The organism is Streptomyces sp. NPDC001770, assembly GCF_053596135.1.
Genome location: NZ_JBSFFN010000002.1, coordinates 80,986 through 107,594, shown reverse-complemented (window position 1 = coordinate 107,594; position 26,609 = coordinate 80,986). Strand labels below are relative to the sequence as shown.

The window sequence follows — 26,609 nt, the reverse complement described above, 5'->3', positions numbered from 1 at the left end:
GCGAGCCCCGGCTGCGAGGTACGCGTCCGGCCGAATTAGGCGGGGACGATGTTCTCCGCCTGCGGGCCCTTCTGGCCCTGCGTGACGTCGAAGGAGACCTTCTGGCCCTCCTGGAGCTCACGGAAGCCCGAGGTGGCGATGTTGGAGTAGTGGGCGAAGACGTCGGCGCCGCCGCCGTCCTGCTCGATGAAGCCGAAGCCCTTTTCCGAGTTGAACCACTTCACGGTTCCAGTAGCCATGTCATTCTCCTAAAAGAGGTGCAGTGCCGAGAATCCGCACTTTACGAATTCCAAGTCGCCGCATTGAGCCCCATCCGGAGAAAGCCGGAAAACAATAATGCGCCTGAGGAAGCATTCCCGTCAGGCGCACATAAAGTTCATGGGTACCAAAACTGCAACTGGAACACCGTAGCACGTCCTCCCGGCGAGTGGTGGATCTTGAGGCTCCGGATCTTGGAAACTTGCCCACCAGGGGCCCGCACGCCCGCCACCAGGGAGTTCTGGCGGGTCGCGGGGAGGCGCGGCTCACCCGGGTACCGCGCGTCTCCTCGGCGTCGGACGTCGTCCGCGCCGCCCTCGGGCAGGGGCCGGGCCTGTGGCCGGGACGGCTCGCGGCCCCGGTCGGGGTGAGCCTCCCGGCCCCGGCGACGAGGTCGAGCGACGCGAGGCGCCGGGGATGGTCGGCGAGCGGCTCCCGGGCACGCCCTCACACCACCGGCCCCTCGTTCCCCCGGCGCACCGTGCGCAGTCCGCGGCCCGGGGTCCAGGAGCGGACGACGAGTTCCTCGCCGTCCATGCCGGTGTGGACCACCTCGGTGAGGTCGACGCGGAAGAGGTGGAACGGCTCGGGGGGTGTGGCCTCCTCGATGAAGCGGGCCAGCAGGGCGGGGTCGGTGACCTCGGTCGCGCGGCCGGCGACGCGTACGTCGCCGTCGGCCATCTCGGCGTCCGGTCCGGGGTTCGCCTGGATCGCGAAGCGGGGGTCGCGGAACAGGTCGAGGGCCTTGCGGGAGTGGGGCATCATGCCGAGCAGCATCTCGCCGAAGCGGAAGTCGGCCTCCAGCCCGGAGACCCGGGGCGAGCCGTCCTTGCGGAGGGTGGCCAGGACCTGGTGGCGGTAGAGGCGGAAGCGCTTCTCGGCGGTGGTGGCGAACCCGGGTTCGGCCGCGTGGAAGTCCGCCCAGGTGGTGGGGGTCGTGGTGGCGGGGGCGGGGGTGTTCGGTGTCATGGCTCCCATCGAACCGCCTCATCCCGACACCTTCTGTCAGGATTTCCGGCGGGTCACCGCAACGGGTGCCCGACGCCGGGCCGCGCGACCGGTGAGCCCGGTACCGCGCGCCCCGCCACGCCCCCTCGACGGCCCTCTCCCCCGAGTCACCCCACGATGCCGCGTTCCCGGGCCGCCGCGAGCCAGAGCGGGAACTCCGCCACGAGCCGGTCGTAGAGCTCCTCGTCGGGGACGGTGCGGGGGTCGGGTCCGGCGTGGAAGTACCCGGCGTTGTCGACCACGCGCTTGGCGGGGACGGCGAGTTCGTCGAGCTTGCGCAGGAAGTCGAACTGCGTGCTGCGGGTGTTGCCGAAACCGACGAACTGCCAGAACAGGGGGAGTTCGGCGGCCTTGCAGAGGTAGCGTTCGGCCGCGAGTTTGTTGATCGGGCCGCCGTCGGTCTGGAAGACGACGAGAGCGGGGGCGGTGGAGCCGCTGTCGAGGTAGTGGTCGATGACCGCGTCCATCGCCAGGTGGTAGCTGGTCTTCCCCATGTGCCCGAGGCCCGCCGCGATCGCGTCGACGCGCCCGCGGTGGTTGTCGAGCGCGATGTCGGTAACGGCGTCGATGTCGGTGGAGAAGAAGACGACGGGGACGCGTCCGTCGTCGTCGAGATGGGCCGACAGCCCGAGGACCTGGTCCGCGAGGGCCTGAACGCTGCCGTCCTTGTAGTAGTCCTTCATCGAGCCCGAGTAGTCGAGGACCAGGTAGACCGCGGCCCTGGCGCCGTCCATACCGCGCTTGCGCAGGGAGACGCCCGCCCTCTTGTAGAGGCTGACGAGGCCGGGCGCACGCGCCTCCACCTTGTCGAGGGAGAGCGCGGGGCCCGCGGCCGGGGGTGATCCGATCATGCCTGTCTCCGTTCCGATCCGGTCCGATCCCGAGCGATCCGATCCGGCTTTGCCGGGCGCCGAGCCACTACCGCTCCACGCCTGCCGGGCAAGCGGGTTGGCGGTCCCGGCACCACCCCCGGGCTGCCATCCGACACCCGGGCATATGGTCCGAATTCTAGGTTCGCTATCTTGATCGCCGCCGTCACCTCGGCACCGCGCACCACCTCGCCCAGTGAAGGAGCCGGTCATGGAGGCCGACACCCCCGCCGACACCCCCACCTGTTACCGCCATCCGTCCTTCGAGACGCATGTCCGCTGCACCCGCTGCGACCGCCGGATATGCCCGGACTGCATGCGTGAGGCCGCGGTCGGCCACCAGTGTCCGGAGTGCGTACGGGAGGGCAACCGCACGGTCCGTCAGGCGCGGAGCCTCTTCGGCGGCCGGGTCCCGCCCCGTACGAAGCCCCTGGTCACGTACGTGCTCATCGCCCTGAACGTCCTCGCCTACGTCGCCGAGGTCGTGAAGCCGGAGATCCTGGACCGGTTCGGGATGCTGGGAGCCGCGCTCACCGGCCCCGACGGAGCCCTGTACGTGTACGACGGCTGGACGCCGCCCGGTTACGAGACGACCGGCGTGGTCGGCGGCGAGTGGTACCGGCTGCTCACCGGCTCGTTCCTGCATCTGCCGCCGGACTCGTCGATCGGCGTGATGCACCTGGTCTTCAACATGCTGGCGCTCTGGAACCTCGGCCGGGACGTGGAGGGCCAGCTCGGCAAGGTCCGGTACGCGGCGCTGTACCTGCTCTCCGCGGTGGGCAGTTCGGTGCTGGTGTACGCACTGGCGCCCGACAGCAACACCGTGGGGGCCTCCGGTGCGATCTTCGGCCTGGCCGCCGCCCTCTACGTCATCGGCCGGCGGCTGGGCCGCGACGTGAGCCAGCTGAACCGCTTCATGGCCGGGTTCCTGGTGTGGATGGTGATCTCCGCCTTCTTCACCTCCTGGCAGGGCCACCTCGGCGGCCTGCTCACCGGTGGCCTGGTGATGTCCGGGCTGGCGTACGCCCCCGCGAAGCTCCGCAACGGTCTGGCGCAGAGCGTCGCCGCCGTGGTGCTGCTGGGGCTGCTGGCGCTCGTGGTGGTGCTGAGGACGAACGCGCTGACGGGCGGCTGAGAGCCCAGAACACGGCAATGCCCGGCACGGAGACGTCCGTGCCGGGCATTGCCGTGTTCCGGTGGCCCGCCCCGGACGCGCCACGGCGCCCACCCAAGTCCGGTCGGGGACGAGGTAGGCGCCGCGTTCAGTTCCGTACGCCGTTGTACGGGACGTCTGCTCCGGGGCCCGGCCGTGAAAGCACGGCCGGCTCCGGCGATCGGGGGTCAGACCATCAGGGAGCGGTCCGTCGGGCGGATCGGGGCCGGCAGGGCGCTGGTCCCGGTCAGGAAGCGGTCCACGCCGCGTGCCGCGGAGCGGCCCTCGGCGATGGCCCACACGATGAGCGACTGGCCGCGGCCGGCGTCACCGGCGACGAAGACGCCTTCGACGTTGGTGGCGTAGTCGGCGTCGCGGGCGATGTTGCCGCGCTCGTCGAGGCCGAGACCGAACTGCTCGACGAGGCCGTTGGCCTGGTCGGTGCCGGTGAAGCCCATGGCGAGGGTGACGAGCTGGGCCGGGATGACACGCTCGGTGCCGGACTTCTGCTCCAGCTTGCCGTCCTTGAACTGCACCTCGATGAGGTGCAGTGACTGGACGTTGCCGTCCTCGTCGCCCTCGAAGTGGGTGGTGGAGACGGAGTAGAGCCGCTCGCCGCCCTCCTCGTGCGCCGAGGTGACCTTGTAGAGCATGGGGAAGGTCGGCCAGGGCTGGTTGGCGTTCCGGTCCTCGCCGGGCCGCGGCATGATCTCCAGCTGGGTGACGGAGAGCGCGCCCTGGCGGTGGGCGGTGCCCACGCAGTCGGCTCCGGTGTCGCCGCCGCCGATGACCACCACGTGCTTGCCCTCGGCGCTGATCGGGGAGACCGTCAGGTCGCCCTCCTGCACCTTGTTGGCGAGCGGGAGGTACTCCATGGCGTAGTGCACGCCGCCCAGCTCACGGCCCGGGACGGGGAGGTCGCGGGAGACCGTGGCACCGGCCGCGACGACGACCGCGTCGTAGCGGCGGCGAAGCGCGTCGGCCGGCATGTCGGCGCCGATCTCCACCTCGGTGCGGAACTTGGTGCCCTCCGCGCGCATCTGCTCGATGCGGCGGTTGATGTGCGACTTCTCCATCTTGAACTCGGGGATGCCGTAGCGCAGCAGGCCGCCGATGCGGTCGGCGCGCTCGTACACGACCACCGTGTGGCCGGCCCGGGTCAGCTGCTGGGCGGCGGCGAGTCCGGCGGGGCCGGAGCCGATGACGGCGACGGTCTTGCCGGAGAGGCGCTCGGGCGGCTGCGGGGTGACGTCGCCGCTGTCCCACGCCTTGTCGATGATGGAGACTTCGACGTTCTTGATGGTGACGGCCGGCTGGTTGATGCCGAGCACGCACGCCGACTCGCAGGGAGCCGGGCACAGCCGCCCGGTGAACTCCGGGAAGTTGTTCGTGGCGTGCAGGCGCTCGGACGCGGCCGTCCAGTCCTCGCGGTAGGCGTAGTCGTTCCACTCGGGAATGAGGTTTCCGAGCGGGCAGCCGTTGTGGCAGAACGGGATGCCGCAGTCCATGCAGCGGCCGGCCTGCTTGCTGATGATGGGGAGCAGGGAGCCCGGAACGTAGACCTCGTTCCAGTCCTTGACGCGCTCACCCACGGGGCGGGTCTGCGCGACCTCGCGCCCGGTGGTCAGGAAGCCCTTGGGGTCAGCCATTGGTCGCCGCCTCCATCATCTTCTCGGTGGTCTCCTGCTCGGAGAGACCGGCGAGCTCAGCGGCGTCCTTGGCGGCGAGCACTGCCTTGTAGGTGGACGGGATGATCTTGCTGAAGCGGGTCACGGCGGTGGCCCACTCGGCCAGGAGCTTTTCGGCGACGGTCGAGCCGGTCTCCTCCTGGTGGCGGCGCACGACGTCGTGCAGCCACTGGGCGTCTGCCTCGGAGAGCTCCTCGATCGCGCCGAGATTACCCGAGTTGACGTTGTCGCGGTCGAGGTCGATGACGTACGCGACCCCGCCGGACATGCCGGCGGCGAAGTTGCGGCCGGTCTCGCCGAGGACGACGGCGTGGCCGCCGGTCATGTACTCGCAGCCGTGGTCGCCCACGCCTTCGGAGACGACGGTGGCACCGGAGTTGCGGACGCAGAAGCGTTCGCCGGTACGGCCCCGCAGGAACAGCTCGCCGCCGGTGGCGCCGTAGCCGATGGTGTTGCCCGCGATGGTGGAGTACTCGGCGAGGTGGTCGGCACCGCGGTCCGGGCGGATGACGATCCGGCCGCCGGAGAGGCCCTTGCCGACGTAGTCGTTGGCGTCGCCCTCCAGGCGGAGGGTGACTCCGGCGGGGAGGAAGGCGCCGAAGGACTGGCCGGCCGAGCCCGTGAAGGTGATGTCGACGGTGTTCTCGGGCAGGCCCGCGCCGCCGAACTTCTTCGTGATCTCGTGGCCGAGCATCGTACCGACGGTGCGGTTGACGTTGCGGATGGGGACCTGGGCGCGGACCGGCTGGGCGGCTTCCGCGCTGTCGGCGCCGAGCGCGTCGGCGGCGAGCTTGATCAGCTGGTTGTCGAGCGCCTTGGCGAGGCCGTGGTCCTGCTCGTGGATCCGGTGGCGGACCGCGCCCTCGGGGAGCTCGGGCACGTGGAACAGCGGCGCCAGGTCGAGGCCCTGGGCCTTCCAGTGGGTGATCGCCCGGTCGGTGTCGAGGAGTTCGGCGTGGCCGACCGCCTCTTCGATCGTGCGGAAGCCCAGCTCGGCGAGGATCTCGCGGACCTCCTCGGCGATGAACTGGAAGAAGTTCACGACGTACTCGGCCTTGCCGGAGAAGCGCTCGCGCAGCACGGGGTTCTGCGTGGCGATGCCGACCGGGCAGGTGTCGAGGTGGCAGACGCGCATCATGACGCAGCCGGAGACGACGAGCGGTGCGGTCGCGAAACCGAACTCCTCGGCGCCCAGCAGCGCGGCGATGACGACGTCGCGGCCGGTCTTGAGCTGGCCGTCGGTCTGCACGACGATGCGGTCGCGCAGGCCGTTGAGGAGCAGGGTCTGCTGGGTCTCGGCGAGGCCGAGCTCCCAGGGGCCGCCCGCGTGCTTGAGCGAGGTGAGCGGGGAGGCGCCCGTTCCGCCGTCGTGGCCGGAGATCAGGACGACGTCCGCGTGGGCCTTGGACACACCGGCCGCGACCGTGCCGACGCCGACCTCGGAGACCAGCTTCACGTGGATGCGGGCCGCCGGGTTGGCGTTCTTGAGGTCGTGGATCAGCTGAGCCAGGTCCTCGATGGAGTAGATGTCGTGGTGCGGCGGCGGCGAGATGAGGCCGACGCCCGGCGTGGAGTGCCGGGTCTTGGCGACCCAGGGGTAGACCTTGTGGCCGGGCAGCTGGCCGCCCTCGCCGGGCTTGGCGCCCTGCGCCATCTTGATCTGGATGTCGTCGGCGTTGACGAGGTACTCGCTGGTGACACCGAAGCGGCCGGAGGCGACCTGCTTGATGGACGAGCGGCGCGCCGGGTCGTACAGGCGGTCGGCGTCCTCGCCGCCCTCGCCGGTGTTCGACTTGGCGCCGAGCTGGTTCATCGCGATGGCGAGCGTCTCGTGCGCCTCGAGGGAGATCGAGCCGTACGACATGGCGCCGGTGGAGAACCGCTTGACGATGTCGGCGACCGACTCGACCTCGTCGACGGAGATCGGGGCGCGGTCGGACTTGAAGCCGAACAGGCCGCGGAGCGTCATCAGCCGCTCGGACTGCTCGTTCACCCGGTCCGTGTACTTCTTGAAGATGTCGTACCGGCGGTTGCGGGTGGCGTGCTGGAGGCGGAAGACCGTCTCCGGGTCGAACAGGTGCGGCTCGCCCTCGCGGCGCCACTGGTACTCGCCGCCGATCTCCAGTGCGCGGTGCGAGGCCGCGATGCCGGAGGCGGGGTACGCCTTGGTGTGCCGGGCGGCGACCTCCTTGGCGACGACGTCGAGGCCGGCGCCGCCGATCTTGGTGGCGGTGCCGTTGAAGTACGTCGCGACGAAGGCCTCGTCGAGGCCGACGGCCTCGAAGACCTGGGCGCCGCGGTAGGAGGCGACGGTGGAGATGCCCATCTTCGACATGACCTTGAGGACGCCCTTGCCGAGGGCGTAGATCAGGTTCCGGATGGCCTGCTCGGGCTCGATGCCTTCGATGAACGTACCGGCGCGGACGAGGTCCTCGACGGACTCCATGGCGAGGTACGGGTTGACCGCGGCGGCGCCGTAACCGATCAGCAGCGCGACGTGGTGGACCTCGCGGACGTCACCGGCCTCGACCAGCAGGCCCACCTGGGTGCGCTGCTTGGTGCGGATGAGGTGGTGGTGGACGGCGGAGGTGAGCAGCAGCGACGGGATCGGCGCGTGCTCGGCGTCGGAGTGCCGGTCGGAGAGGACGATGAGGCGGGCGCCGTCCTCGATGGCGGTGTCGACCTCGGTGCAGATGGCCTCGATACGGGCGGCGAGGGCGTCGCCGCCGCCGCTGACGCGGTAGAGGCCGGCCAGGGTGGCGGCCTTCATGCCCGGCATGTCGCCGTCGGCGTTGATGTGTATCAGCTTGGCGAGCTCGTCGTTGTCGATCACCGGGAAGGGCAGCGTGACGCTGCGGCACGTCGCGGCGGTCGGCTCCAGGATGTTGCCCTGGGGGCCGAGCGAGGAGCGCAGCGAGGTGACGAGCTCCTCGCGGATGGCGTCCAGCGGCGGGTTGGTGACCTGGGCGAAGAGCTGGGTGAAGTAGTCGAAGAGGAGCCGGGGGCGGGCGGAGAGCGCGGCGATGGGCGAGTCGGTGCCCATGGAGCCGAGCGGTTCGCCGGCGGTGCGGGCCATCGGGGCGAGGAGGACGCGGAGCTCTTCCTCGGTGTAGCCGAAGGTCTGCTGGCGGCGGGTGACCGAGGCGTGGGTGTGCACGATGTGCTCGCGCTCGGGGAGGTCGCCGAGTTCGATCTCGCCGGTCTCCAGCCACTCCTCGTAGGGCTGCTCGCCCGCGAGGCCGGCCTTGATCTCGTCGTCCTCGATGATGCGGTGCTCGGCGGTGTCGACGAGGAACATCTTGCCGGGCTGGAGGCGGCCCTTGCGGACGACCTTGGCGGGGTCGATGTCGAGGACGCCGACCTCGGAGGAGAGGACGACGAGGCCCTCGTCGGTGACCCAGTAGCGGCCGGGGCGCAGTCCGTTGCGGTCGAGGACCGCGCCGACCTGGGTGCCGTCGGTGAAGGTGACGCAGGCGGGTCCGTCCCAGGGCTCCATCATCGTGGAGTGGTACTGGTAGAACGCGCGGCGGGCCGGGTCCATGGAGTCGTGGTTCTCCCACGCCTCGGGGACCATCATCAGCACCGAGTGCGGCAGCGAGCGGCCGCCGAGGTGGAGGAGCTCCAGGACCTCGTCGAAGGAGGCCGAGTCGGAGGCGTCCGGGGTGCAGACGGGGAAGATGCGGTCGAGCGCGGCTTCTCCGAAGAGTCCGGAGGCGAGCTGCGACTCGCGGGCCTTCATCCAGTTGCGGTTGCCCTTGACCGTGTTGATCTCGCCGTTGTGCGCGACGAAGCGGTACGGGTGTGCCAGGGGCCAGCTGGGGAAGGTGTTGGTGGAGAAGCGGGAGTGGACGAGCGCGACGGCGGTGGCGAACCGGCGGTCGGACAGGTCGGGGAAGAACGGCTCCAGCTGCCCGGTGGTGAGCATGCCCTTGTAGACGAGGGTGCGGGCGGAGAGCGACGGGAAGTAGACACCGGCCTCCCGCTCGGCACGCTTGCGCAGGACGAAGGCCTTGCGGTCGAGGGCGATGCCGGTGCTGGTGCCGTCGGCGACGAAGATCTGGCGGAACTCGGGCATGGTGGCGCGGGCGCCGTTGCCGAGGAGGGCCGGGGCGACCGGGACCTCGCGCCAGCCGAGGACGGTGAGGCCCTCCTCGCCGGCGATCTTCTCGATCTCCGCGACGGCGTCCGTGGAGCCGTCGGCGGGGAGGAAGGCGATGCCGACCGCGTACGCGCCGGCTTCCGGGAGGTCGAAACCGGCCTCTTCGCGGAGGAAGGCGTCCGGGACCTGGAGGAGGATTCCGGCGCCGTCGCCCGAGTCGGGCTCGGAGCCGGTGGCGCCGCGGTGTTCGAGGTTGCGCAGTACGGTCAGCGCCTGCTCGACCAGCGCGTGGCTGGCCACACCGGTCAGGGTGGCGACGAACCCGACACCGCAGGCGTCGTGTTCGTTACGGGGGTCGTACATCCCCTGCTGGGCGGGGCGACCGTCCATGGGCGACCAGGCGTGGATGCGCATCGGCTCTCCCGTCGTCGTCGTGGCATATGCATTGCCGAGGGACGACGTTGGCCCTCTGCGAAATTTCGTGCAGGTTACATGATGGGGTGCTTCTCGATAAGCGGAAGGCCCGTTCCAACATGCGGACATTGCATCGCTGAGGATGGGGTCGCAGTCGGAGAGATCAACGCCCGGGGAGCCACAGAGAGCAGGCGCCGTTGCCTGCGGTGTCTGAGGCTCATGCCCGGCAGCCATGCGTTCGAAACCAGGAAGTAACGATTACTTATGTGGAGTCGCGCATAGGCTCTCATTTTACGTTGCGTGGACCACATCCGCCCAGGGGCGGAAACCGGGACGTACGTCACACGTATTTCCGGGGTGTTGCGGGTTGCTTTCCAGGGCGTTGTATGAGTGGACCGTACGGGTGAACGATCCGTCGCGGTCCGTACGCCCGGCAGGCGGCCGCCCCGTCGGGGAGTCCCGGCCGTCCGGAGGACAGCCGCCCGGAGGACAGCCGCCCGGAGGACGCCGCCCGGCGAACCGGCGGGTCAGCCGCCGACCGCCACCCCGAAGAGCCCGCCGAGGCCGTACGTGAGCGCGGCGGCCGCGCCGCCCAGCGCGAGCTGCCGCAGCCCGCTGAACCACCAGCTGCGCGCCGTCACCCGGGCCACCACCGCGCCGCAGCCGAAGAGGCCGAACAGTGCGAGCAGGACGGCGGGCCAGAGCGCGGTGGCACCGAGCAGGTACGGCAGCAGCGGCAGCAGAGCGCCGAGCGCGAAGGCCATGAACGAGGAACCGGCGGCGAGGAGCGGCGAGGGCAGGTCGCCGGGGTCGATGCCGAGCTCCTCGCGGGCATGGATCTCCAGGGCCTGCTCCGGGTCCTCGGAGAGCTGGCGGGCCACCTCGGCGGCCAGGTGCGGCTCGACGCCCCGGGAGACGTAGAGCTCCGCCAGCTCCCGCATCTCGTCGTACGGGTGCTTGCGCAACTCGCGCCGCTCGACGTCGAGTTCGGCCTCCACCAGCTCCCGCTGCGAGGCGACGGAGGTGTACTCGCCGGCCGCCATGGAGAAGGCACCCGCGGCGAGACCGGCCAGCCCGGTGATGACGATGGTGCGGTGCGAGACGTCGCCGCCCGCGACCCCGGTCATCAGGGCGAGGTTCGAGACCAGGCCGTCCATGGCGCCGAACACGGCCGGGCGCAGCCAGCCGCCGTTGACGTCCCGGTGGGTGTGGTTGTCGCGGTGCGCCTCGTGCAGTGCGGCGTCGGTCTCGATGATGGACACAGTGCTCCCCTATCCGCCGGCGGCTCCGCAGCCCCTCCGCCACCGCCCGACATCCTCGAAAGTACGCACGAAAATCGGCGCCCGCCAGCAAGGCAGGCCGTACTTACCACCGCTCTGACCAGGCAAGACAGGTATGGCTCACCTTCCTTGGGGGCCTTGGCGGGGTCTGGCCGACGCCCTTTGGGGCGGGTGCGTGCCCGTTCACCCGTCCGGCTGTCCCGCCGACGGAACCCGTCATCCTTTCGGGTAGAGCTTCGGAAGGCGGATCCCCGTCCCTGCCTGGTTTTCCCGTTCCTCCGTCCAGCACTGCGCTTCGTTTCGTCTAGCTTCATCCGCATGGCCCTTTTATTCCGGTTGTCAGCCTTCCCGGCCGTCGGGCGTGGCACAGATCGGACAGAGGGAAATCGTGTACGGACGAAGGGTCGACCGATGGAACCGATCACGGGCAAGGACCGGGCCCGGGGCGCATTGCTCGGGCTGGCCGTCGGGGACGCGCTGGGTGCCCCGGCGGAGAACCTGAGACCGTCGGAGATCCGCGCCCGCTGGGGCCGGATCGAGGGTTTCGTCAGCGAGGACCCGGCCGGTACGGACGACACCGAGTACGCGATCTTCTCCGGGCTGCTGCTGGCCCGCCACGGTTCGGCCCTCACCGTCGCCGACGTGGACCGGGCCTGGCACCACTGGATCGCCGATCTGGACGAAGGGCCCTTCCGGGGCGCCGGGTTCAGCGAGCGCGGCACGCTGGAGAACCTGCGCCGGGGGCTGGCCGCGCCGATCTCCGCGCAGCACCGGCACGCGTGGAGCGACGGGCTGGCGATGCGCGCGGCCCCGTTCGGGGTGTTCGCGGCCGGGCGGCCCGCCGAGGCGGCCCGGCTGGTGGCGATCGACGGGCAGGTCAGCCACGACGGCGAGGGGATCTACGGCGGCCAGGCGGTCGCGGCCGGGGTGGCGGCGGCGATGGTCGGGGCGGGCCCTGCCTCGGTGATCGCGGCGGCGCTTTCGGTGGTGCCGATGGACTCGTGGACCGCGCGCTCCCTGCGCCGGGCGGTGACTGCCGCCCAGCGCGGTTACCCGGACCGGCTGACGGCCGAGCGCGCGGTGCGGTCGGCGGTGGTGATCGGCGGCTACCCGTGGACGGACCTGGCGCCGGAGGCGGTGGGGCTGGCGTTCGGCGCCTTCACGGCCGCGCGGGGCGATTTCCGCACGGCGGTGCTGATGGCGGTCAACATGGGGCGGGACGCGGACACCACCGCGGCCGTGGCGGGTGCGCTGGCCGGGGCCTGGCAGGGGACGGCGGCGATCCCCCCGGAGTGGGCCGCCGCGATCGGCCCGGTGCGCGGCAGCTGTCTGCCCTCGATGCGGGGCTACCACGTGCTGGACGTGGCGGATCTGCTGACGGCGGGCGACCCCGCGGGTATGCCGGAGGAGACGCGGCCGGCAGCCGCTCCCCCACCGCTGCCGGACCGGGAGGCCGCAGGCCCGGAGCAGGCGGACCGGGAACGGGTGAACCCGGAGGCGCCGGACCGGGGGGCGCCCGGCCGGGAGCGGGCGGGCGAGCCGGCGCCGGTATCCCTGCTGCACGCGGAAGGGGCGCTCCGATGACCACCGCCGGTACGGCGGCCGCGCTCCCGGGGGCGGAGCAGCGGGAGATGACCCGGCGGGCACGGATCGAGGGCCTGTTGCTGGGGCTCGCCGCCGGGGACGCGGCCGGCTGGCCCGCCGCCCGGCACCGTGCGGCCCGGATGCCCGAGTGGACCCGGCGGCTCACCCGGGAGCTGGACACCTTCGCCGAGCAGAACGCGACGACCACGCTGCCGGTGCCGATCGCGCTGAACCAGCCGCCGGAGCCGCTGCGGCTGGGCCCCTCCGACGACGCCGAGTGGGCCGCGTTCGCCGCCGGTACGGTGCTCGCGGCGGCGGCCGACGAGGCGCACGGGCTCGCCCCCTCCCGCCGGATGCGCGACGCGGTGGACCGCGCCTGGAACGCACTGGCCGCCAAGGTCGCGGCGGCCAGCGAGCGGGCGCCGGAGGTGGAGTCGGCGGTGCTGCCGCTGCGCGCCCGGATCTCGGTGCGCGCCGGGCTCGGCAACCTCGCCGCCGGGCTGCGGCCCCCGGCCACCGGCCACGACAACCCGCACTACTTCGACGACGCCGCCTGTGTGCGGGCCGCGGTGCTCGCGGTGGTGCACCCGGGCGATCCGGCCGCCGCGGCGGCACTCGCCGAGTTCGACGCCCGCTACACGCAGGACGGCGACGGGGTGCACGGCGCGCGGGCCATCGCGGCCGCCATCGCGGAGGCGCTCGCCGGGGCGGACGTGACGACGGTGGTGGACGCGGCGCTCGCGCAGCTGCCCGAGGGCACCGAGATCGCTCGCAACGCGGTGCACGCGGTGCGCCTGGCACGGGAGTTCGCGGACGAGCCCGCGGGTGCGTTCTCGCTCGTCCCGGTGCTGGAGCATCAAATCGTCGACCACGTCTACAGCTACGGGATCGCGGCAGCCGAGACGGTGCCGGTGGCGCTGGCGCTGACCACCGCGGCGCGCGGCCAGATCGCCCAGGCGGTCCCGGCCGCCGCGTGCCTCTCCCGGGTCGCGGATTCGGCGCCCGCGCTCGCCGGGGCGCTGACCGGGACGCTCGGCGGCATCCGGACCGTACCGTCCGGGTGGCGGGAGGCGTGCCGCACCCTCGCCGGATGCGCGCTGCCCCGGCTCGCGGGCATGGATCTGATCGAACTCGCCGGGCTGCTCGCAGCCACGGAACAGGCCGCCCCGGGTGGACAATTCAGCCATGATGCACGCAGTGAGTACTCAACACCCCGTATCGGACACGCTTTCCCTCGATGAACGAGTGAGCGGTGCCCTCGTCGGTGCCGCCGTCGGCGACGCACTCGGGGGTCCGGTCGAAGGCTGGACCTCCGAGCAGATCGCGGAACGGCACGGCGGCCGGGTGCACGGGATCGTCGGCCCCTGGTACGGCGACGACTGGCGCACCGCCCGCCCGATCGCCCCGTACCACAAGGGCGATGGGCACGTCACCGACGACACCTTGATGACCCACGCGCTGGTGCGGGTCTACGACGCGGTCCGCGGCCACCTGGACGCGTACTCCGTCGCCACGCACCTGGTCCCGGACCTGATCTCCACCCCGCGCTGGATCCCGGAGCTGGAGGCGGAGGCGCTGCCGTTGCAGCGGATCTTCCTCGCGGAGAAGTGGCTCGTGGCGCGGGTGCACTACGGGCACGTCGACCCGCGCGAGGCGGGCAGCGGAAACATCGTCAACTGCGGTGCGGCGATGTACATGGCGCCGGTCGGACTGGTCAACGCGGCGCATCCGGAGGCGGCTTACGCCGAGGCGCTGGAGGTCGCGGCGCCGCACCAGTCCTCGTACGGCCGGGAGGCGGCCGGGGTGTTCGCGGCGGCGGTCGCCGCGGCGTGCACGCCGGGCGCCACACCCGTCTCCGTGGTGGAGGCGTGCCTGGCGCTCGCCAAGGACGGTACCCGCGCGGCGATCGAGGCGGTGTGCGAGGAGGCGGCCCGGCACGCCGACCCCGAGTCGGCGCTGGTGCCGCTGCGGGAGGCGGTCGCCCCCTTCGACACGGTCGGCCCGGACTACCGCTCCCCCTCGCTGGGCGCCCGCCGGCCGTCCCGGCTGCACTCGATCGAGGAACTGCCCGTCGCCCTGGGCATGCTGCTGGCCGGCGGCGGCGACTACCGCCGTACGGTGCTGGGTTCGGTGAACTACGGCCGCGACTGCGATTCGATCGCCACCATGAGCGGGGCGATCGTCGGCGCGCTGTACGGGGAGGCGGCGGTGCCCGGGGAGTGGGCGAAGACGGTCGCCGAGGCGAGCCGGCTCGACCTGCACGCCCCTGCGCGGACCCTGGCGGCGGTGGCGCGCGAGGTGTTCGCCGCCGACACCGCCCGCCGCCGCGCCCACGAGGCCGCCTTCGCCGTCCTGGCGGGTGAGCGGTGAACGTACGGCTGACCTGGGTCCAGCCCGAGGACCTGCTCGGGCACGAACTGCGCCAGGCCGAGCAGGACGGGCGGGACGCCTCGGAGATCGCGGCGCGGTGGTACGCGGCAGGGGGCCCGCCCGCGCCGGAGCGGGCCGGGGCCTCCGAGCCGCCCGCACCGCCCCGGCTGCGCGCGCTCGCCGAGCGGCTGCTCGACGAACTCGCCGTGCTGGAGAACCCGTTGGCAGCCGAGGAGCCCAGCGGCCTGGCGGAGATCCGGGCGCTCTGCCCCCGGTGGCCCGCCCCGCCGGCCACCCGGCCCGCCCCCGACCGGGCCCGGCTGCACGCCGGGTGGCTGGGCCGGGCGGCGGGCTGCCTGCTCGGCAAGCCGGTGGAGAAACTCCCGTTGGAGGGCATCCGGGCGCTCGCCCGGGCCACCGGCAACTGGCCGCTGTCGGACTGGTTCACCGCCCGGGGCGTGCCGGCCGGGCTGCTCGCCGCGTACCCGTGGAACCGTCGCTCGGGGCCGACCTCGCTGGCGGAGAACATCGACGGGATGCCGGAGGACGACGACCTCAACTTCCCGCTGCTGACCGTGCTGCTGCTCCGGCGTCACGGGCGCGGCTTCACCACGGAGGACCTCGCCCGGCTCTGGCTGGACGAGCTGCCGGCCGGCCGGGTGTTCACCGCCGAGCGGATCGCGTACCGCAATCTGCTGGACGGGGTGGAGCCGCCCGGCACGGCCCGGTACCGCAACCCGTTCCGGGAGTGGATCGGGGCGCAGATCCGTGCCGACGTGCACGGCTGGACCTGCCCGGGTGACCCGGGGGCGGCGGCGGAGCAGGCGCACCGGGACGCGGTCCTCACCCACACGGCGAACGGCGTGTACGGGGCGATGTTCACGGCGGCGGCGCTGGCGGAGGCGGCGGGCGGGGCGAGCGACGTGCACGGCTGCCTGGCCGCCGGGCTGCGGGTGGTGCCGCCCGGGTCCCGGTACGCGCGCGCGGTGCGGCTCGGTATCGGGACGGCCGAGGCGGCGAGGGCCTCGGGGCCGCACGGGGCGCCGGGGACGGCGGCGGGCGGCTTCGACGCCGTCGTCGACCGGCTGCACGAGGCCTACGCCGCCACGCACCACTGGGTGCACGTGCTGCCCAACGCGGCCCTGCTGGCCGCCGCCCTCACCCACGCCGACGGCGACTTCACGCGCTCGGTCGGCAACGCCGTGATGGGCGGCTGGGACACCGACTCGAACGGGGCGACCGCCGGGTCGCTCGCCGGGCTGCTGGCGGGCGGTCCGGGCGCCCTGCCGGACCGCTGGACCGCCCCGCTGAAGAACCGGCTCGCCACCTCGGTGCCGGGATTCGACGGCATCGGCTTCGACGCCCTCGCCGAACAGACCTATCAGGAGGCTCTGCGCCCATGACCCGTATCGCGGTGCTCGGCAGCATCAACATGGATCTCGTCGCCTACGTCGCACGGGCGCCCGCGCTCGGCGAGACCGTCGCCGGGCGGGAGTTCCGTACGGTACCCGGCGGCAAGGGCGCCAACCAGGCGGTCGCCGCCGCGCGGGCGGGCGGGGAGGTCACGATGATCGGCGCGGTCGGCGCCGACGCGTACGGCTCGCAGTTGCGGGGCTGCCTGGAGAGTGCGGGGATCGACACCGGTCTCGTGCGTACGGCCCAGGGCGCGAGCGGCACGGCGCACATCGTGGTCGACGACTCCGGTGCCAACGCGATCGTCGTGGTGCCCGGCGCGAACGGCACGGTCACCGCGCTCGGCCCCGCCGAGAGGGAGGCGGCGGCCTCGGCCGGTCTGCTGCTGCTCCAGCTGGAGCTGCCGCTCTGCGCGGTGACCGAGGGGGCGCGGGCCGCGCGGGCCCGGGGCGTGCGCACCATCCTCACCCCGGCCCCCGTCCAGCCGCTCCCGGACGAGCTCCTGGACCACGTCGACCTGCTGGTTCCCAACGAGCACGAGGCCGCGCAGCTCTCCGGCCACGAGGACCCGGAGGCCGCCGCGCAGGTCCTGCTCCGCCGGGTGCCGGAGGTGGTCATCACCCTCGGTTCGAAGGGGTGCCTGTACGCGGCCCGGGGCGGCGAGCCGGTGCGCTTCCCCGCCCCCGAGGTGACCACGGTCGACACGACCGGCGCGGGCGACACCTTCGTCGGGACGCTGGCCGTGGCCCTCGGTGAGGGGCGCCCGGTGGCCGAGGCGGTCGCCTGGGCTTCCTCGGCCGCCGCCCTCTGCGTCCAGAAGCCCGGCGCGTCCACGTCCATGCCCTACCGAAGCGAGATCGATGCCTCATGACCGAACCCGGGACCACCTCCACGCACACTCCTCTGTCGGGCCTGCGGGTCCTGGACCTCGCCACCCTCTTCGCCGGTCCGCTCGCGGCGACCATGCTCGGTGACTTCGGCGCCGATGTGATCAAGGTCGAGCATCCGCGCAAACCCGATCCTTCGCGCGGTCACGGTCCCGCGAAGGACGGGATCGGCCTCTGGTGGAAGCTGCTGGGCCGCAACAAGCGCAACCTCACCCTGGACCTGTCGAGCCCCGGCGGGCGCGAGGTGCTGCTGCGGCTGGCCGCCGGGACCGATGTGATCATCGAGAACTTCCGGCCCGGGACCCTGGAGCGCTGGGGTCTCGGCTGGGAGGAGCTGGAGGCGGTCAACCCCCGGCTGGTACTGGCCCGGGTGACGGCCTTCGGCCAGTTCGGCCCCTACTCGCACCGGCCGGGGTTCGGGACGCTCGCCGAGGCGATGAGCGGCTTCGCGTCGATCACCGGTGAGCCGGAGGGGCCGCCGACGCTGCCGCCGTTCGGCCTCGCCGACTCGATCGCGGCACTCGCCACCGCGTACGCCGTGATGACCGCGCTCGCCGGGCGCGACCGCACCGGGCGGGGACAGGTGGTCGACATGGCGATCATCGAGCCGATCCTCACGGTGCTGGGCCCGCAGCCGCTCTGGTTCGACCAGCTCGGCCATGTACAGCAGCGCACCGGCAACCGCTCGCGGAACAACGCCCCGCGCAACACCTACCGCACCTCGGACGGCCAGTGGGTCGCGGTCTCCACCTCGGCGCAGTCGATCGCCGAGCGGGTCATGCGGCTGGTCGGGCGCCCCGAGCTGATCGAGGAGCCGTGGTTCGCCTCGGGGGCGACCCGCGCGGAGCACGCGGACGAGCTGGACGGGGCGGTCGGGTCGTGGATCGCCCGGCACACCCGGGACGACGCGCTCGCCGAGTTCGAGAAGGCGGAGGCGGCCATCGCCCCGGTCTACGACGTGCGGGACGTGATGGAGGACCCGCAGTACCGGGCACTGGACAGTGTGACGGAGGTGGACGACCCGGAGCTGGGGCCGCTGCGGATGCAGAACGTCCTCTTCCGGCTCTCCGAGACCCCGGGCGGCATCCGGTGGGCGGGCCGCCCGCACGGGGCCGACACCGAGGAGATCCTCACCGAGCTCGGCCTCTCCGGCGAGCGGATCGCGGCGCTGCGGTCGGAGGGAGCGCTGTGAGGGCGGCCGAGGCGCGTCCCGCCGCACCCGTCCCGCCGGGCGGCACCTCCGCGCGCGACACGTACGACACGACTCCGGTGCCGTTGACCTGGCTGTACGTCCCCGGGGACCGGCCGGAGGTGGTGCTCAAGGCGCTGGGCGCGGGGGCGGACGTGGTGATCGTGGACCTGGAGGACGCGGTCGCCCCGGGCCGCAAGGAGTACGCCCGGTCGGCGACCGCCGAGCTGCTCACCGATCCGGTGACCTGCGCCGAGGACGCCGTACCGGTCCATGTGCGGGTGCACGGGGAGGACGACGTGCGGGCACTCGCGGGGCTGCCCGGGCTCTCCGGGATACGGCTCCCCAAGGTCACGCACGCGGCGTCCGTGCACCATGTGGCGGCGCTCGCCCCGGGCGTTCCGCTCTATCCGCTGCTCGAATCGGCGCTCGCGATCGAGCACGCGTACTCGATCGCCTCGGCCCACCACGACGTGCGGGGCATCGCGCTCGGGGAGTCGGATCTCCGCGCCGATCTGGGGGTACGGGACGACGTCGGGCTCGACTGGTCGCGCAGCCGGATCGTGGTGGCGGCGCGGGCGGCCGGGCTGGAGCCGCCGACGCAGTCGGTCTTCCCCGACGTGCGTGATCTGGACGGGCTCTGGGCCTCGTGCGGCCGGGGGCGGGCGCTGGGGATGCTGGGGCGGGCGGCGATCCACCCGCGCCAGCTGCCGGTGATCGAGCGTGCCTTCCGGCCGACCGACCAGGAGCTGGAGGCCGCCGAGGAGATCGCGGCGGCGGCCCGTACGGACGCGGGCGCACTGGCACTGCCGGACGGCCGGTTCGTGGACGCGGCGGTCGCCGCCGCCGCGCACCGCACCCTGGCCCTCGGCCGGCGGACGGCCGCGTCGGCGGGGTCGGGGGCGCCCGTCGGCTGACGGGCCGCTGCCCGGCTCCGGTCCCGGATACGGAGCCCGGACACGAGGAAGGCCGCCGCACCCGGTGGGGGTGCGGCGGCCTCGTGGTGTCCTGGGGGCTCAGCTCGTACCGGCGGTACGGGCGGCGCCGTCGGTCTCCGGCTCGTCCGCCGCGTCGGTCACGACTCCGTCGTCCGTCGTGTCGGCCTTCGTCGTGTCGGCCTTCTCCGGATCGGCCTCGGTCGCGTCGGTCGTGCCGTCGGCCTTCGCGTCCGCGTCGGTGGCGGCCTCGGTTCCGGTGTCCGTGTCCGCGTCGCCGTCCGCGTCCTCCTCCCGGGGTTCCACGATCTCCTCGCGGCCGGGACGGACCTTGGCCGAGATCACCAGGTAGGTGACGGCCAGGACGAAGACGATGATCGCGGTCCACACGTTGAGCCGCAGGCCGAGCACGTGGTGGGCCTCGTCGACCCGCATGTACTCGATCCAGGCCCGGCCGGTGCAGTACGCGGCGACGTACAGGGCGAAGGCCCGGCCGTGTCCGAGGCGGAAGCGGCGGTCGGCCCAGATGACCAGCAGGGCGACGCCGACGCACCAGAGCGACTCGTAGAGGAACGTCGGGTGGTAGATGCCGGCGACCCGGTTCGGGGCCTCGCTGATCTTCAGGCCCCACGGCAGGTCCGTCTTGCGCCCGTAGAGCTCCTGGTTGAACCAGTTGCCCCAGCGGCCGATGGCCTGGGCGAAGGCGATACCGGGCGCGAGGGCGTCGGCCCAGGCCGGCAGCGGGATGCCCCGGCGGCGGCAGCCGATCCAGGCACCGACCGCACCGAGGGAGATGGCGCCCCAGATGCCGAGGCCGCCCTCCCACACCTTGAAGGCGTCCACCCAGTTCTGGCCGTCACCGAAGTACAGCTCGTAGTCGGTGATGACGTGGTAGAGCCGGCCGCCCACGAGGCCGAAGGGCACCGCCCAGACGGCGATGTCGGCCACGGTGCCGGCTCTGCCTCCCCGGGCGATCCAGCGCTTGTTGCCGAACCAGACGGCGACGAAGACACCGATGATGATGCAGAACGCGTAGCCGCGGAGCGGGATCGGGCCGAGATCGATCACGCCGGTCGACGGGCTGGGAATGAAGGCAAGGTTCATGACGGAACCGACGCTACCCTGCCGGGCCGCGCGGACGGCACGTCACCCGGCAACGTCTGGGTAACAGGGGCGGAATCCACCGTCCTCCGCTCCACCGTGATCAGGAGGCCGGAGGCGTCGGAGTGAGGGTGCCGGCCGGCTTGCCCTTGTTCGCCTCTTCCACCCACTTCTTGAGGTTGGCGACCGAGATCTGCTCGTCGCCCTTCTTCGGGAAGATGGACTCGCCGTTCAGCAGGGCGGTCGGGGTGCCCTGGAAGCCGCCCTCGCTGAACGCGGTGTTCGACTTCGCGACCCAGGCGTTGTGCTTGCCGTCCTCCACACAGCTGCGGAAGGTCGGGGTGTCCAGCCCGGGGACCTTCTTGGACAGGTCGATCAGGGTGCTGTCCTTGCCGAAGGCGTCGTCGGTCTCGGCGGGCTGGTTGCTGTAGAGGACGTCGTGGTACGCCTTGAACTTGCCCGCGTCCTGGGAGCAGGCGGCGGCGTTCGCGGCGCGCACCGAGCCCGTGCCGCCCATGTTGCCGTCGATGATCGTGGCCAGGTGGTACTCCACCCGGAGCTGTCCGCTCTCCGTGAGCTCCCCGATCGTGGAGCGGAACGCGCTCTCGAACTGGGCGCAGACGGGGCAGCGGAAGTCCTCCCAGATGGTGAGCGTGGACGGGGCGTCGCTCGCTCCCACCGGGATGGCGAGATCGTCCTTCCCGGTGGCTCCGGACGGGGCGACGACGGGGGTGGCGGTGCTGTCGTCGTCGTCCCCGGCGTTGGCCGCGATCAGGCCGATCACGGCGGCCAGCGCCAGCACGCCGACCACCGCACCGGCGACGATCAGGGTGCGGCGGCGGCGCTCGCGCGCCTTCTCCTGCTCACGCTGCTGGACGAGCCGGTCACGCGCGGCCCTTCTTCCTTCATGGTTCTCGCTCACACCCGCAGCAACGAACCGGGGAGGCACTCGCGTGCCTCCCCGGTCCCACTCCACCCGTACGGGTGACGTCATGCGTCAGCGCTTTCGAACACCCTCGGCGAGTTCGCCCGCGAGCGCCTTCACGGCGGCGGTGCCGGCCGCCGCGTCGGGGGCGTCCAGGATGGCCTTGACGAAGGCCGATCCGACGATGACGCCGTCCGCGAACCCGGCGACCTCGGCGGCCTGCGCCGCGTTGGAGACGCCGAGGCCGACGCAGACCGGGAGGGTGGTGGTGGCGCGGGTGCGGGCCACCAGGTTCTGGGCCTGGTCGCCGACGGAGGCGCGGGTGCCCGTGACACCCATGAGGGAGGCGGCGTAGACGAAGCCGGAGCCGGCCGCCGTGATGGTGGCGAGGCGCTCGTCGCGGCTGCTGGGGGCGACGACGAAGACGGTCGCGAGACCGTGCTTCTCCGCGTTCTCGCGCCACACCGCCGACTCCTGGACCGGCAGGTCGGGCAGGATGCAGCCGGCGCCGCCCGCCGCGGCCAGCTCGGCGGTGAACCGCTCGATGCCGTAGCGGTCGATGGGGTTCCAGTAGGTCATCACGAGGATCGGGGCGCCGGTCGCCTCGTACGCCTCGCGGACCGTGCGCATCACGTCGGCGATCCGCACGCCGCCGCGCAGCGCGATGTCGTCGGCGGTCTGGATGACCGGGCCGTCGAGCACCGGGTCGCTGTGCGGCAGGCCCACCTCGACGACGTCCGCGCCGCCGGCGATGGCGGCCTTGACGGCCTCGATGCCGCCGTCCACGGTCGGGAAGCCGGCCGGCAGGTAGGCGATGAGGGCCGCGCGGTCCTCGGCCTTCGCGGCGGCGAGGGTGCTGTTCAGCAGTTCGATGGTGCCGGTGTGGCCGGTGGTCCCGGTGGTGTCGCTCACTTGACGTCCCCCTCGATCTCCGCGCCGGTGCCGGCCGCGTCCGCCTCGACGGCCGCGTCCGTGTCGTACAGCCCGAAGTAGCGGGCCGCCGTGTCCATGTCCTTGTCGCCGCGCCCGGAGAGGTTGATGACGATCAGCCCCTCCCCGCCCAGCTGCTTGCCGATCTCCAGGGCACCGGCGAGCGCGTGGGCGCTCTCGATGGCCGGGATGATGCCCTCGGTACGCGAGAGCAGCCGCAGGGCCGACATCGCGGCGGCGTCGGTCACCGCGATGTACTCGCCGCGGCCGACGTCCTTGAGGTACGAGTGCTCCGGGCCGATGCCCGGGTAGTCCAGGCCGGCCGAGATGGAGTACGGCTCGGTGATCTGGCCCTCGTCGTCCTGGAGGACGTAGCTGCGCGAGCCGTGCAGGATGCCCGGTTCGCCCGCGGTGAGGGTCGCCGCGTGTTCGCCGGTCTCGACGCCGTGCCCGGCGGGCTCGCAGCCGATGAGGCGGACGGAGGCGTCCTGGAGGAAGGCGTGGAAGAGGCCGATGGCGTTGGAGCCGCCGCCGACGCAGGCGACGGCGGCGTCCGGCAGCCGGCCCGCGCGTTCCAGGATCTGGCGGCGGGCCTCCACCCCGATGACCCGGTGGAAGTCGCGGACCATGGCCGGGAAGGGGTGCGGGCCGGCGACCGTACCGAAGAGGTAGTGGGTGTGGTCCACGTTGGCGACCCAGTCGCGGAACGCCTCGTTGATGGCGTCCTTGAGGGTGCGGGAGCCGGACTTCACCGCGATGACCTCGGCACCGAGCATCCGCATGCGGGCGACGTTGAGCGCCTGGCGCTCGGTGTCGATCTCGCCCATGTAGATGGTGCACTCCAGGCCGAACAGTGCGCAGGCGGTCGCGGTGGCGACGCCGTGCTGGCCGGCTCCGGTCTCGGCGATGACCCGGGTCTTGCCCATGCGCTTGGTGAGGAGCGCCTGGCCCAGCACGTTGTTGATCTTGTGCGAGCCGGTGTGGTTGAGGTCCTCGCGCTTGAGGAAGACACGGGCGCCGCCCGCGTGCTCGGCGAAGCGGGAGACCTCGGTCAGGGCGCTGGGGCGGCCGGTGTAGTTGACCATGAGCTCGTTGAGCTCGGCGGCGAAGGCGGGGTCGGCCTTGGCCTTGTCGTACTCGACGGCGACCTCGTCCACGGCGGCGACGAGCGCCTCCGGGATGAACTTGCCGCCGTAGGCGCCGAAGTAGCCTTCGGCGCTGGGGATCAGACCCTCGGGGTCCGGAACGAAGAAGTCAGAGGACATCCGACATGCTCCTGGGGATGGCAACGGGTGGGTTCACCGGATGCGCCGGGGCGGAGCGGAAGGCCGCCGCGACCGGGTTCGGTCGGGACGGGTACGGCGCGGTGCGTCGATGTGGCACGGACCCTTACGGGTGGGTGCGCGGAACGCGGCCGGCCGGGCTCGCTGCGGCGCTCAGCCGGTGCGCCATCGCATGCCGTTGACCTGTCCCGGCTCGTCGCCGATGACGTAGCGGACCCGGCGGCCGTGCACCCGGCGGGCGGGCGCGCGGCAGCCCCGGTGCCAGAACGGCGGGGCGCAGCGGCGGGGCTGCGGGTGGTCGAGCGGGAGGAGCGGGGGCCTGCCGCCGCCGTGCGCCGGGGGCACCCGCACCTCACGCACCGGCGACCCGGCGGGGCGGGTGCCCTGCGGGGACGGCGGTGCGGAGCGCGGGGGCCCCGGCGGCACGGAGACGGTCACGGCCGGGGTCAGCCCCGTCCGTGCCGGAGCGCGGGGTGGGTGCCGGCGGCGACCAGGTCGGCGACGGCGGCGCGCGGGTCGCGGCCGGTGACGAGCGACTCGCCGACGAGCACGGCGTCCGCGCCGGCGTTGGCGTACGCGATCAGGTCGTGCGGGCCCCGGACGCCGGATTCGGCGATCTTGACGATGTGGTCGGGGATCTCGGGGGCGACGCGCTCGAAGGTGGAGCGGTCGACCTTGAGGTCCTTGAGGTTGCGGGCGTTGACGCCGATGATGCGGGCGCCGGCGGCGACCGCGCGCTCGGCCTCCTCCTCGTCGTGGGCCTCGACGAGCGGGGTGAGGCCGATGGACTCGGCCCGCTCGATCAGGGAGACGAGGGCCTCCTGGTCGAGGGCGGCGACGATCAGCAGGGCGAGGTCGGCGCCGTAGGCGCGGGCCTCCCACAGCTGGTAGGAGGTGACGATGAAGTCCTTGCGCAGGACGGGAATGTCGACCTTGGCGCGGACGGCTTCCAGGTCCGCGAGCGAGCCGCCGAAGCGGCGCTGCTCGGTGAGGACCGAGATGACGGAAGCGCCGCCGGCCTCGTAGTCCGCGGCGAGCGCGGCCGGGTCGGCGATGGCTGCCAGGGCTCCCTTGGAGGGGCTGGAGCGCTTGACCTCGCAGATGACGCTGACGCCCTCGCCGCGCAGTGCGGCGACTCCGTCCTTGGCCCGGGGGGCGCGTGCCGCGCGGTCCTTGAGCTCGTCGAGGCTGACGCGTGCCTGCCGCTCCGCAAGGTCCGCACGGACGCCGTCAATGATCTCGTCGAGCACACTCACGCGAGCGGCCCCCTTCCGGAACGAACGAATGGTGGAGCAGGTTCAGCCCTTTCGATGGTATCCGCAGGAGGGCGGAGGACTCGCATCCGGCCGGTCGGCGTCCCAGCAGGTGGTCGATCAGGGTGCCAGCGCGGAGCCGAACGGGAGGTTCCGTACGACGCTGAAGACCACCAGTGCCGCGCCGATCCCCCACCACCAGCGGGGCGGGACGCTCATCCGCAGGGGCTGCCTGCGGGCCGTGCGCACGAGCCAGAGCGACCAGAACGCGGCGAAGAGGACGTAGCCGGTGACGGCGAGGGCGTTGTCGCCGAGGGCGGTCGCGAAGTCGCCGGTGGCGAAGGCGTGGGCGCTGCGCAGTCCGCCGCAGCCGGGGCAGAGCAGGCCGGTCAGCCGGAAGAGCGGGCAGACCGGGTAGTGGCCGGGTTCGTTGGGGTCGACGGTGGCGACGTACCCGAAGGCGCCGGCGACGGCGGCCAGGGTGGCGGCCGGTGCCGCGAACCGCCGCAGGCCGTGCGCCGGGTGGCGCCGGGCGTACGGGGGCGTGTGTGGGGGCGCGTACGCGTACGGGGGCGTGTGGCCGGGCCCGGCCGGGGCGTGCCCGGAGGGGCTCCCGCCGCCCGGGGAGGGGGGCGGGGACGGGTCCGGGGGCGGCGGGGTCGCGGCGGGGAGGGGCGAGGCGTCCACGCGCACGATTGTGCCCTCCGTACGCGCGAAGGCGCAGCCCGGGTGGGCTGCGCCTCGCGTGTCGCCTGGCCGCACCTGCGGGGCGGGGTCACGCCCGTACGGGCGTGGCCCCTGCTCCGGGGCGGTGTCAGTGGCTGAGCTGGGCCTCGCCGGCGCGGGCGCGGGCGGCGGCGTACTCCGGGGTCTCCTTCGGCATGCCGAGTCCGGCCATCTTCATCGCCAGGCCCACGACGGCGCCCAGGAGGGTCACGCCGATGCCGACCCAGAATCCGGCCGGGTTGGCCGCGACCATGAAGACGCCTGCGACGCAGAAGCCGATGAACGAGATGATGACACCGGTCCAGGCGGCCGGGGTGTGTCCGTGGCTGCTGCCCGCCATGAGTTGCTCCTCGTTGGTGTTGCGCGGTGTGTACCGGGGCTTGCGGTGGTGAGGCCCGCCCCCATTGTCCCGTACGCGGCGGCGGGAGGTGAGCTGGGGGTGCCGGTGTTCCCCGTCGTGTCCGGGGCCTTCCGGGCGGTGGACCGGTCCGGTGTGCCGGGGCGCGTCCTCCGGCTGCCGTCCGCCGGGCGGCGGCAGTCCGGAGACGCGCTCTAGCCTGTCGGGTCCTCGCCCCGGTCCAGGGCCTTCCACAGCTCCTCGGGCCGCTCGGGGTCCCGGGGGGTGGCGGGGGCCTTGCGGGCGCGGGGGGTGCCGTCGCGCTCGTACCGGCCGGACATGGTGGGCCAGCGGCTGCCGAAGCGCAGCGCGAGCACCCCGGCGACCAGGATGAACAGACCGCCCAGGGCGGTGACGAAGGGCCACGCGGTGTGGCTGAGGGCGTCGATGGTGGAGGCGGTGTCGCCGGTGGTCGCGGCGGCCTTCTCGTCCAGGGCGGCGCTGTCCGAGGCACCGGTCCAGGCGCTGAGGCCGGCGCCGAGGCCGCTGACGGCCAGCAGTCCCGCGACGACGTAACGCCCGGCACCCCGGACGGCGAAGACCGCGACGAGCGCGGCGAGCCCGACGATCGCCAGCGCGGCGGGGACGCCGGTGACGTCCTGGCCGTCGGCGGTCAGCGGGAGGCTGCCGCCGGCGATGGCTGCCTCGCCCCGGGCCCAGGTCTGCCCGGAGGCGAGCAGGACGACGGCGGACCCGGCGGCGCCGAGGAACAGCCCGAGGGCCAGGCTCCGGCGGCTGCCGGGGGCGTCGGACGCGGTGGTACGGGCACGGGGCTGGGGTACGGGGACGGCGCTCACGCCTTCCACTATCCCCTACCGCCCCGCGGCCCGTCGGGTGCCCCCTGATC

The 26,609-nt window shown here is 72.9% G+C and carries 23 protein-coding genes; 8 read left to right on the top strand and 15 right to left on the bottom strand.

All coding sequences use genetic code 11. The features are described from left to right. Positions 1-35 precede the first annotated feature (35 nt). The 3 genes from ACWCSV_RS02845 to ACWCSV_RS02835 form a co-directional block, all read right to left on the bottom strand. Complete coding sequence (locus ACWCSV_RS02845; protein ID WP_003969786.1) at positions 36-239, bottom strand: cold-shock protein; 204 nt, start codon at positions 237-239, stop codon at positions 36-38. Between the two features lie 466 nt (positions 240-705). Further along, positions 706-1,227, bottom strand: coding sequence for a pyridoxamine 5'-phosphate oxidase family protein (locus ACWCSV_RS02840; RefSeq protein ID WP_451138058.1), 522 nt, complete (start codon positions 1,225-1,227; stop codon positions 706-708). A gap of 146 nt (positions 1,228-1,373) precedes the next feature. Further along, entirely contained in the window at positions 1,374-2,117 is a 744-nt protein-coding gene (locus tag ACWCSV_RS02835) for a VWA domain-containing protein (RefSeq protein WP_451138057.1), read from the bottom strand. Positions 2,118-2,346: 229 nt separating this feature from the next. Between ACWCSV_RS02835 and ACWCSV_RS02830 the strand changes: the two genes are divergently transcribed. Further along, positions 2,347-3,270, top strand: a complete 924-nt coding sequence (locus ACWCSV_RS02830; protein WP_451138056.1) for a rhomboid family intramembrane serine protease — start codon at positions 2,347-2,349, stop codon at positions 3,268-3,270. Between the two features lie 206 nt (positions 3,271-3,476). Here ACWCSV_RS02830 and ACWCSV_RS02825 read toward each other — a convergent pair whose 3' ends face one another. The 3 genes from ACWCSV_RS02825 to ACWCSV_RS02815 all read right to left on the bottom strand — a co-directional run bounded on the left by ACWCSV_RS02825 (position 3,477) and on the right by ACWCSV_RS02815 (position 10,751). Next, a complete protein-coding gene (locus ACWCSV_RS02825) occupies positions 3,477-4,937 on the bottom strand; it encodes a glutamate synthase subunit beta (protein ID WP_451138055.1) in 1,461 nt (486 codons plus the stop codon). Further along, positions 4,930-9,489, bottom strand: coding sequence for a glutamate synthase large subunit (gene gltB, locus ACWCSV_RS02820; protein ID WP_451138054.1), 4,560 nt, complete (start codon positions 9,487-9,489; stop codon positions 4,930-4,932). The genes ACWCSV_RS02825 and gltB overlap by 8 nt, the downstream gene beginning before the upstream one ends. 527 nt (positions 9,490-10,016) lie before the next feature. Continuing rightward, positions 10,017-10,751 (bottom strand): VIT1/CCC1 transporter family protein, encoded by a 735-nt coding sequence (locus tag ACWCSV_RS02815; RefSeq protein WP_451138053.1) that lies wholly within the window; start codon positions 10,749-10,751, stop codon positions 10,017-10,019. A gap of 429 nt (positions 10,752-11,180) precedes the next feature. Here ACWCSV_RS02815 and ACWCSV_RS02810 point away from each other — a divergent pair, with 429 nt between their 5' ends. The 7 genes from ACWCSV_RS02810 to ACWCSV_RS02780 all read left to right on the top strand — a co-directional run bounded on the left by ACWCSV_RS02810 (position 11,181) and on the right by ACWCSV_RS02780 (position 19,129). Continuing rightward, positions 11,181-12,353 carry an ADP-ribosylglycohydrolase family protein gene (locus tag ACWCSV_RS02810; RefSeq protein WP_451138052.1) on the top strand — a complete coding sequence of 391 codons (1,173 nt, stop codon included), beginning with the start codon at positions 11,181-11,183 and terminating at the stop codon, positions 12,351-12,353. Continuing rightward, the gene (locus tag ACWCSV_RS02805; protein WP_451138051.1) at positions 12,350-13,594 is read left to right on the top strand and encodes an ADP-ribosylglycohydrolase family protein; all 1,245 of its coding nucleotides are present in this window, start codon (positions 12,350-12,352) and stop codon (positions 13,592-13,594) included. Before ACWCSV_RS02810 ends, ACWCSV_RS02805 begins: the two co-directional genes overlap by 4 nt. After that, positions 13,539-14,723 carry an ADP-ribosylglycohydrolase family protein gene (locus ACWCSV_RS02800; RefSeq protein ID WP_451138050.1) on the top strand — a complete coding sequence of 395 codons (1,185 nt, stop codon included), beginning with the start codon at positions 13,539-13,541 and terminating at the stop codon, positions 14,721-14,723. Before ACWCSV_RS02805 ends, ACWCSV_RS02800 begins: the two co-directional genes overlap by 56 nt. Further along, on the top strand, positions 14,720-16,126 hold the full coding sequence (locus tag ACWCSV_RS02795) for an ADP-ribosylglycohydrolase family protein (RefSeq protein ID WP_451138049.1): 1,407 nt from the start codon (positions 14,720-14,722) through the stop codon (positions 16,124-16,126). The genes ACWCSV_RS02800 and ACWCSV_RS02795 overlap by 4 nt, the downstream gene beginning before the upstream one ends. Beyond that, positions 16,123-17,007 carry a ribokinase gene (gene rbsK, locus ACWCSV_RS02790; RefSeq protein ID WP_451138048.1) on the top strand — a complete coding sequence of 295 codons (885 nt, stop codon included), beginning with the start codon at positions 16,123-16,125 and terminating at the stop codon, positions 17,005-17,007. Before ACWCSV_RS02795 ends, rbsK begins: the two co-directional genes overlap by 4 nt. Beyond that, positions 17,004-18,215, top strand: coding sequence for a CaiB/BaiF CoA transferase family protein (locus ACWCSV_RS02785; protein ID WP_451138047.1), 1,212 nt, complete (start codon positions 17,004-17,006; stop codon positions 18,213-18,215). Before rbsK ends, ACWCSV_RS02785 begins: the two co-directional genes overlap by 4 nt. A gap of 77 nt (positions 18,216-18,292) precedes the next feature. Then, a complete protein-coding gene (locus ACWCSV_RS02780; RefSeq protein ID WP_451138240.1) occupies positions 18,293-19,129 on the top strand; it encodes an HpcH/HpaI aldolase/citrate lyase family protein in 837 nt (278 codons plus the stop codon). A 99-nt stretch (positions 19,130-19,228) separates the two neighbouring features. Here the strand turns inward: ACWCSV_RS02780 and lgt are convergent, their stop codons facing one another. From lgt to ACWCSV_RS02735, 9 genes are all read right to left on the bottom strand, one after another. Next, positions 19,229-20,251, bottom strand: coding sequence for a prolipoprotein diacylglyceryl transferase (gene lgt / locus ACWCSV_RS02775; RefSeq protein WP_451138046.1), 1,023 nt, complete (start codon positions 20,249-20,251; stop codon positions 19,229-19,231). Between the two features lie 100 nt (positions 20,252-20,351). Continuing rightward, a complete protein-coding gene (locus ACWCSV_RS02770) occupies positions 20,352-21,170 on the bottom strand; it encodes a DsbA family protein (protein WP_451138045.1) in 819 nt (272 codons plus the stop codon). A 75-nt stretch (positions 21,171-21,245) separates the two neighbouring features. Then, positions 21,246-22,085 (bottom strand): tryptophan synthase subunit alpha, encoded by an 840-nt coding sequence (gene trpA, locus ACWCSV_RS02765; RefSeq protein WP_451138044.1) that lies wholly within the window; start codon positions 22,083-22,085, stop codon positions 21,246-21,248. Beyond that, positions 22,082-23,368, bottom strand: coding sequence for a tryptophan synthase subunit beta (trpB, locus tag ACWCSV_RS02760; RefSeq protein WP_451138043.1), 1,287 nt, complete (start codon positions 23,366-23,368; stop codon positions 22,082-22,084). The genes trpA and trpB overlap by 4 nt, the downstream gene beginning before the upstream one ends. A 171-nt stretch (positions 23,369-23,539) precedes the next feature. Then, positions 23,540-23,824: a tryptophan biosynthesis modulator TrpM gene (gene trpM / locus ACWCSV_RS02755; RefSeq protein WP_451138042.1), complete on the bottom strand. Its 285-nt coding sequence runs from the start codon at positions 23,822-23,824 to the stop codon at positions 23,540-23,542. A gap of 8 nt (positions 23,825-23,832) precedes the next feature. After that, entirely contained in the window at positions 23,833-24,642 is an 810-nt protein-coding gene (gene trpC / locus ACWCSV_RS02750) for an indole-3-glycerol phosphate synthase TrpC (protein ID WP_451138041.1), read from the bottom strand. 117 nt (positions 24,643-24,759) lie between these two features. Then, positions 24,760-25,326 (bottom strand): DUF2752 domain-containing protein, encoded by a 567-nt coding sequence (locus ACWCSV_RS02745; protein ID WP_451138040.1) that lies wholly within the window; start codon positions 25,324-25,326, stop codon positions 24,760-24,762. 127 nt (positions 25,327-25,453) lie between these two features. After that, a complete protein-coding gene (locus ACWCSV_RS02740) occupies positions 25,454-25,705 on the bottom strand; it encodes an HGxxPAAW family protein (RefSeq protein WP_451138039.1) in 252 nt (83 codons plus the stop codon). Between the two features lie 212 nt (positions 25,706-25,917). Continuing rightward, positions 25,918-26,568, bottom strand: a complete 651-nt coding sequence (locus ACWCSV_RS02735) for a TIGR02234 family membrane protein (protein WP_451138038.1) — start codon at positions 26,566-26,568, stop codon at positions 25,918-25,920. Positions 26,569-26,609: the final 41 nt, after the last annotated feature.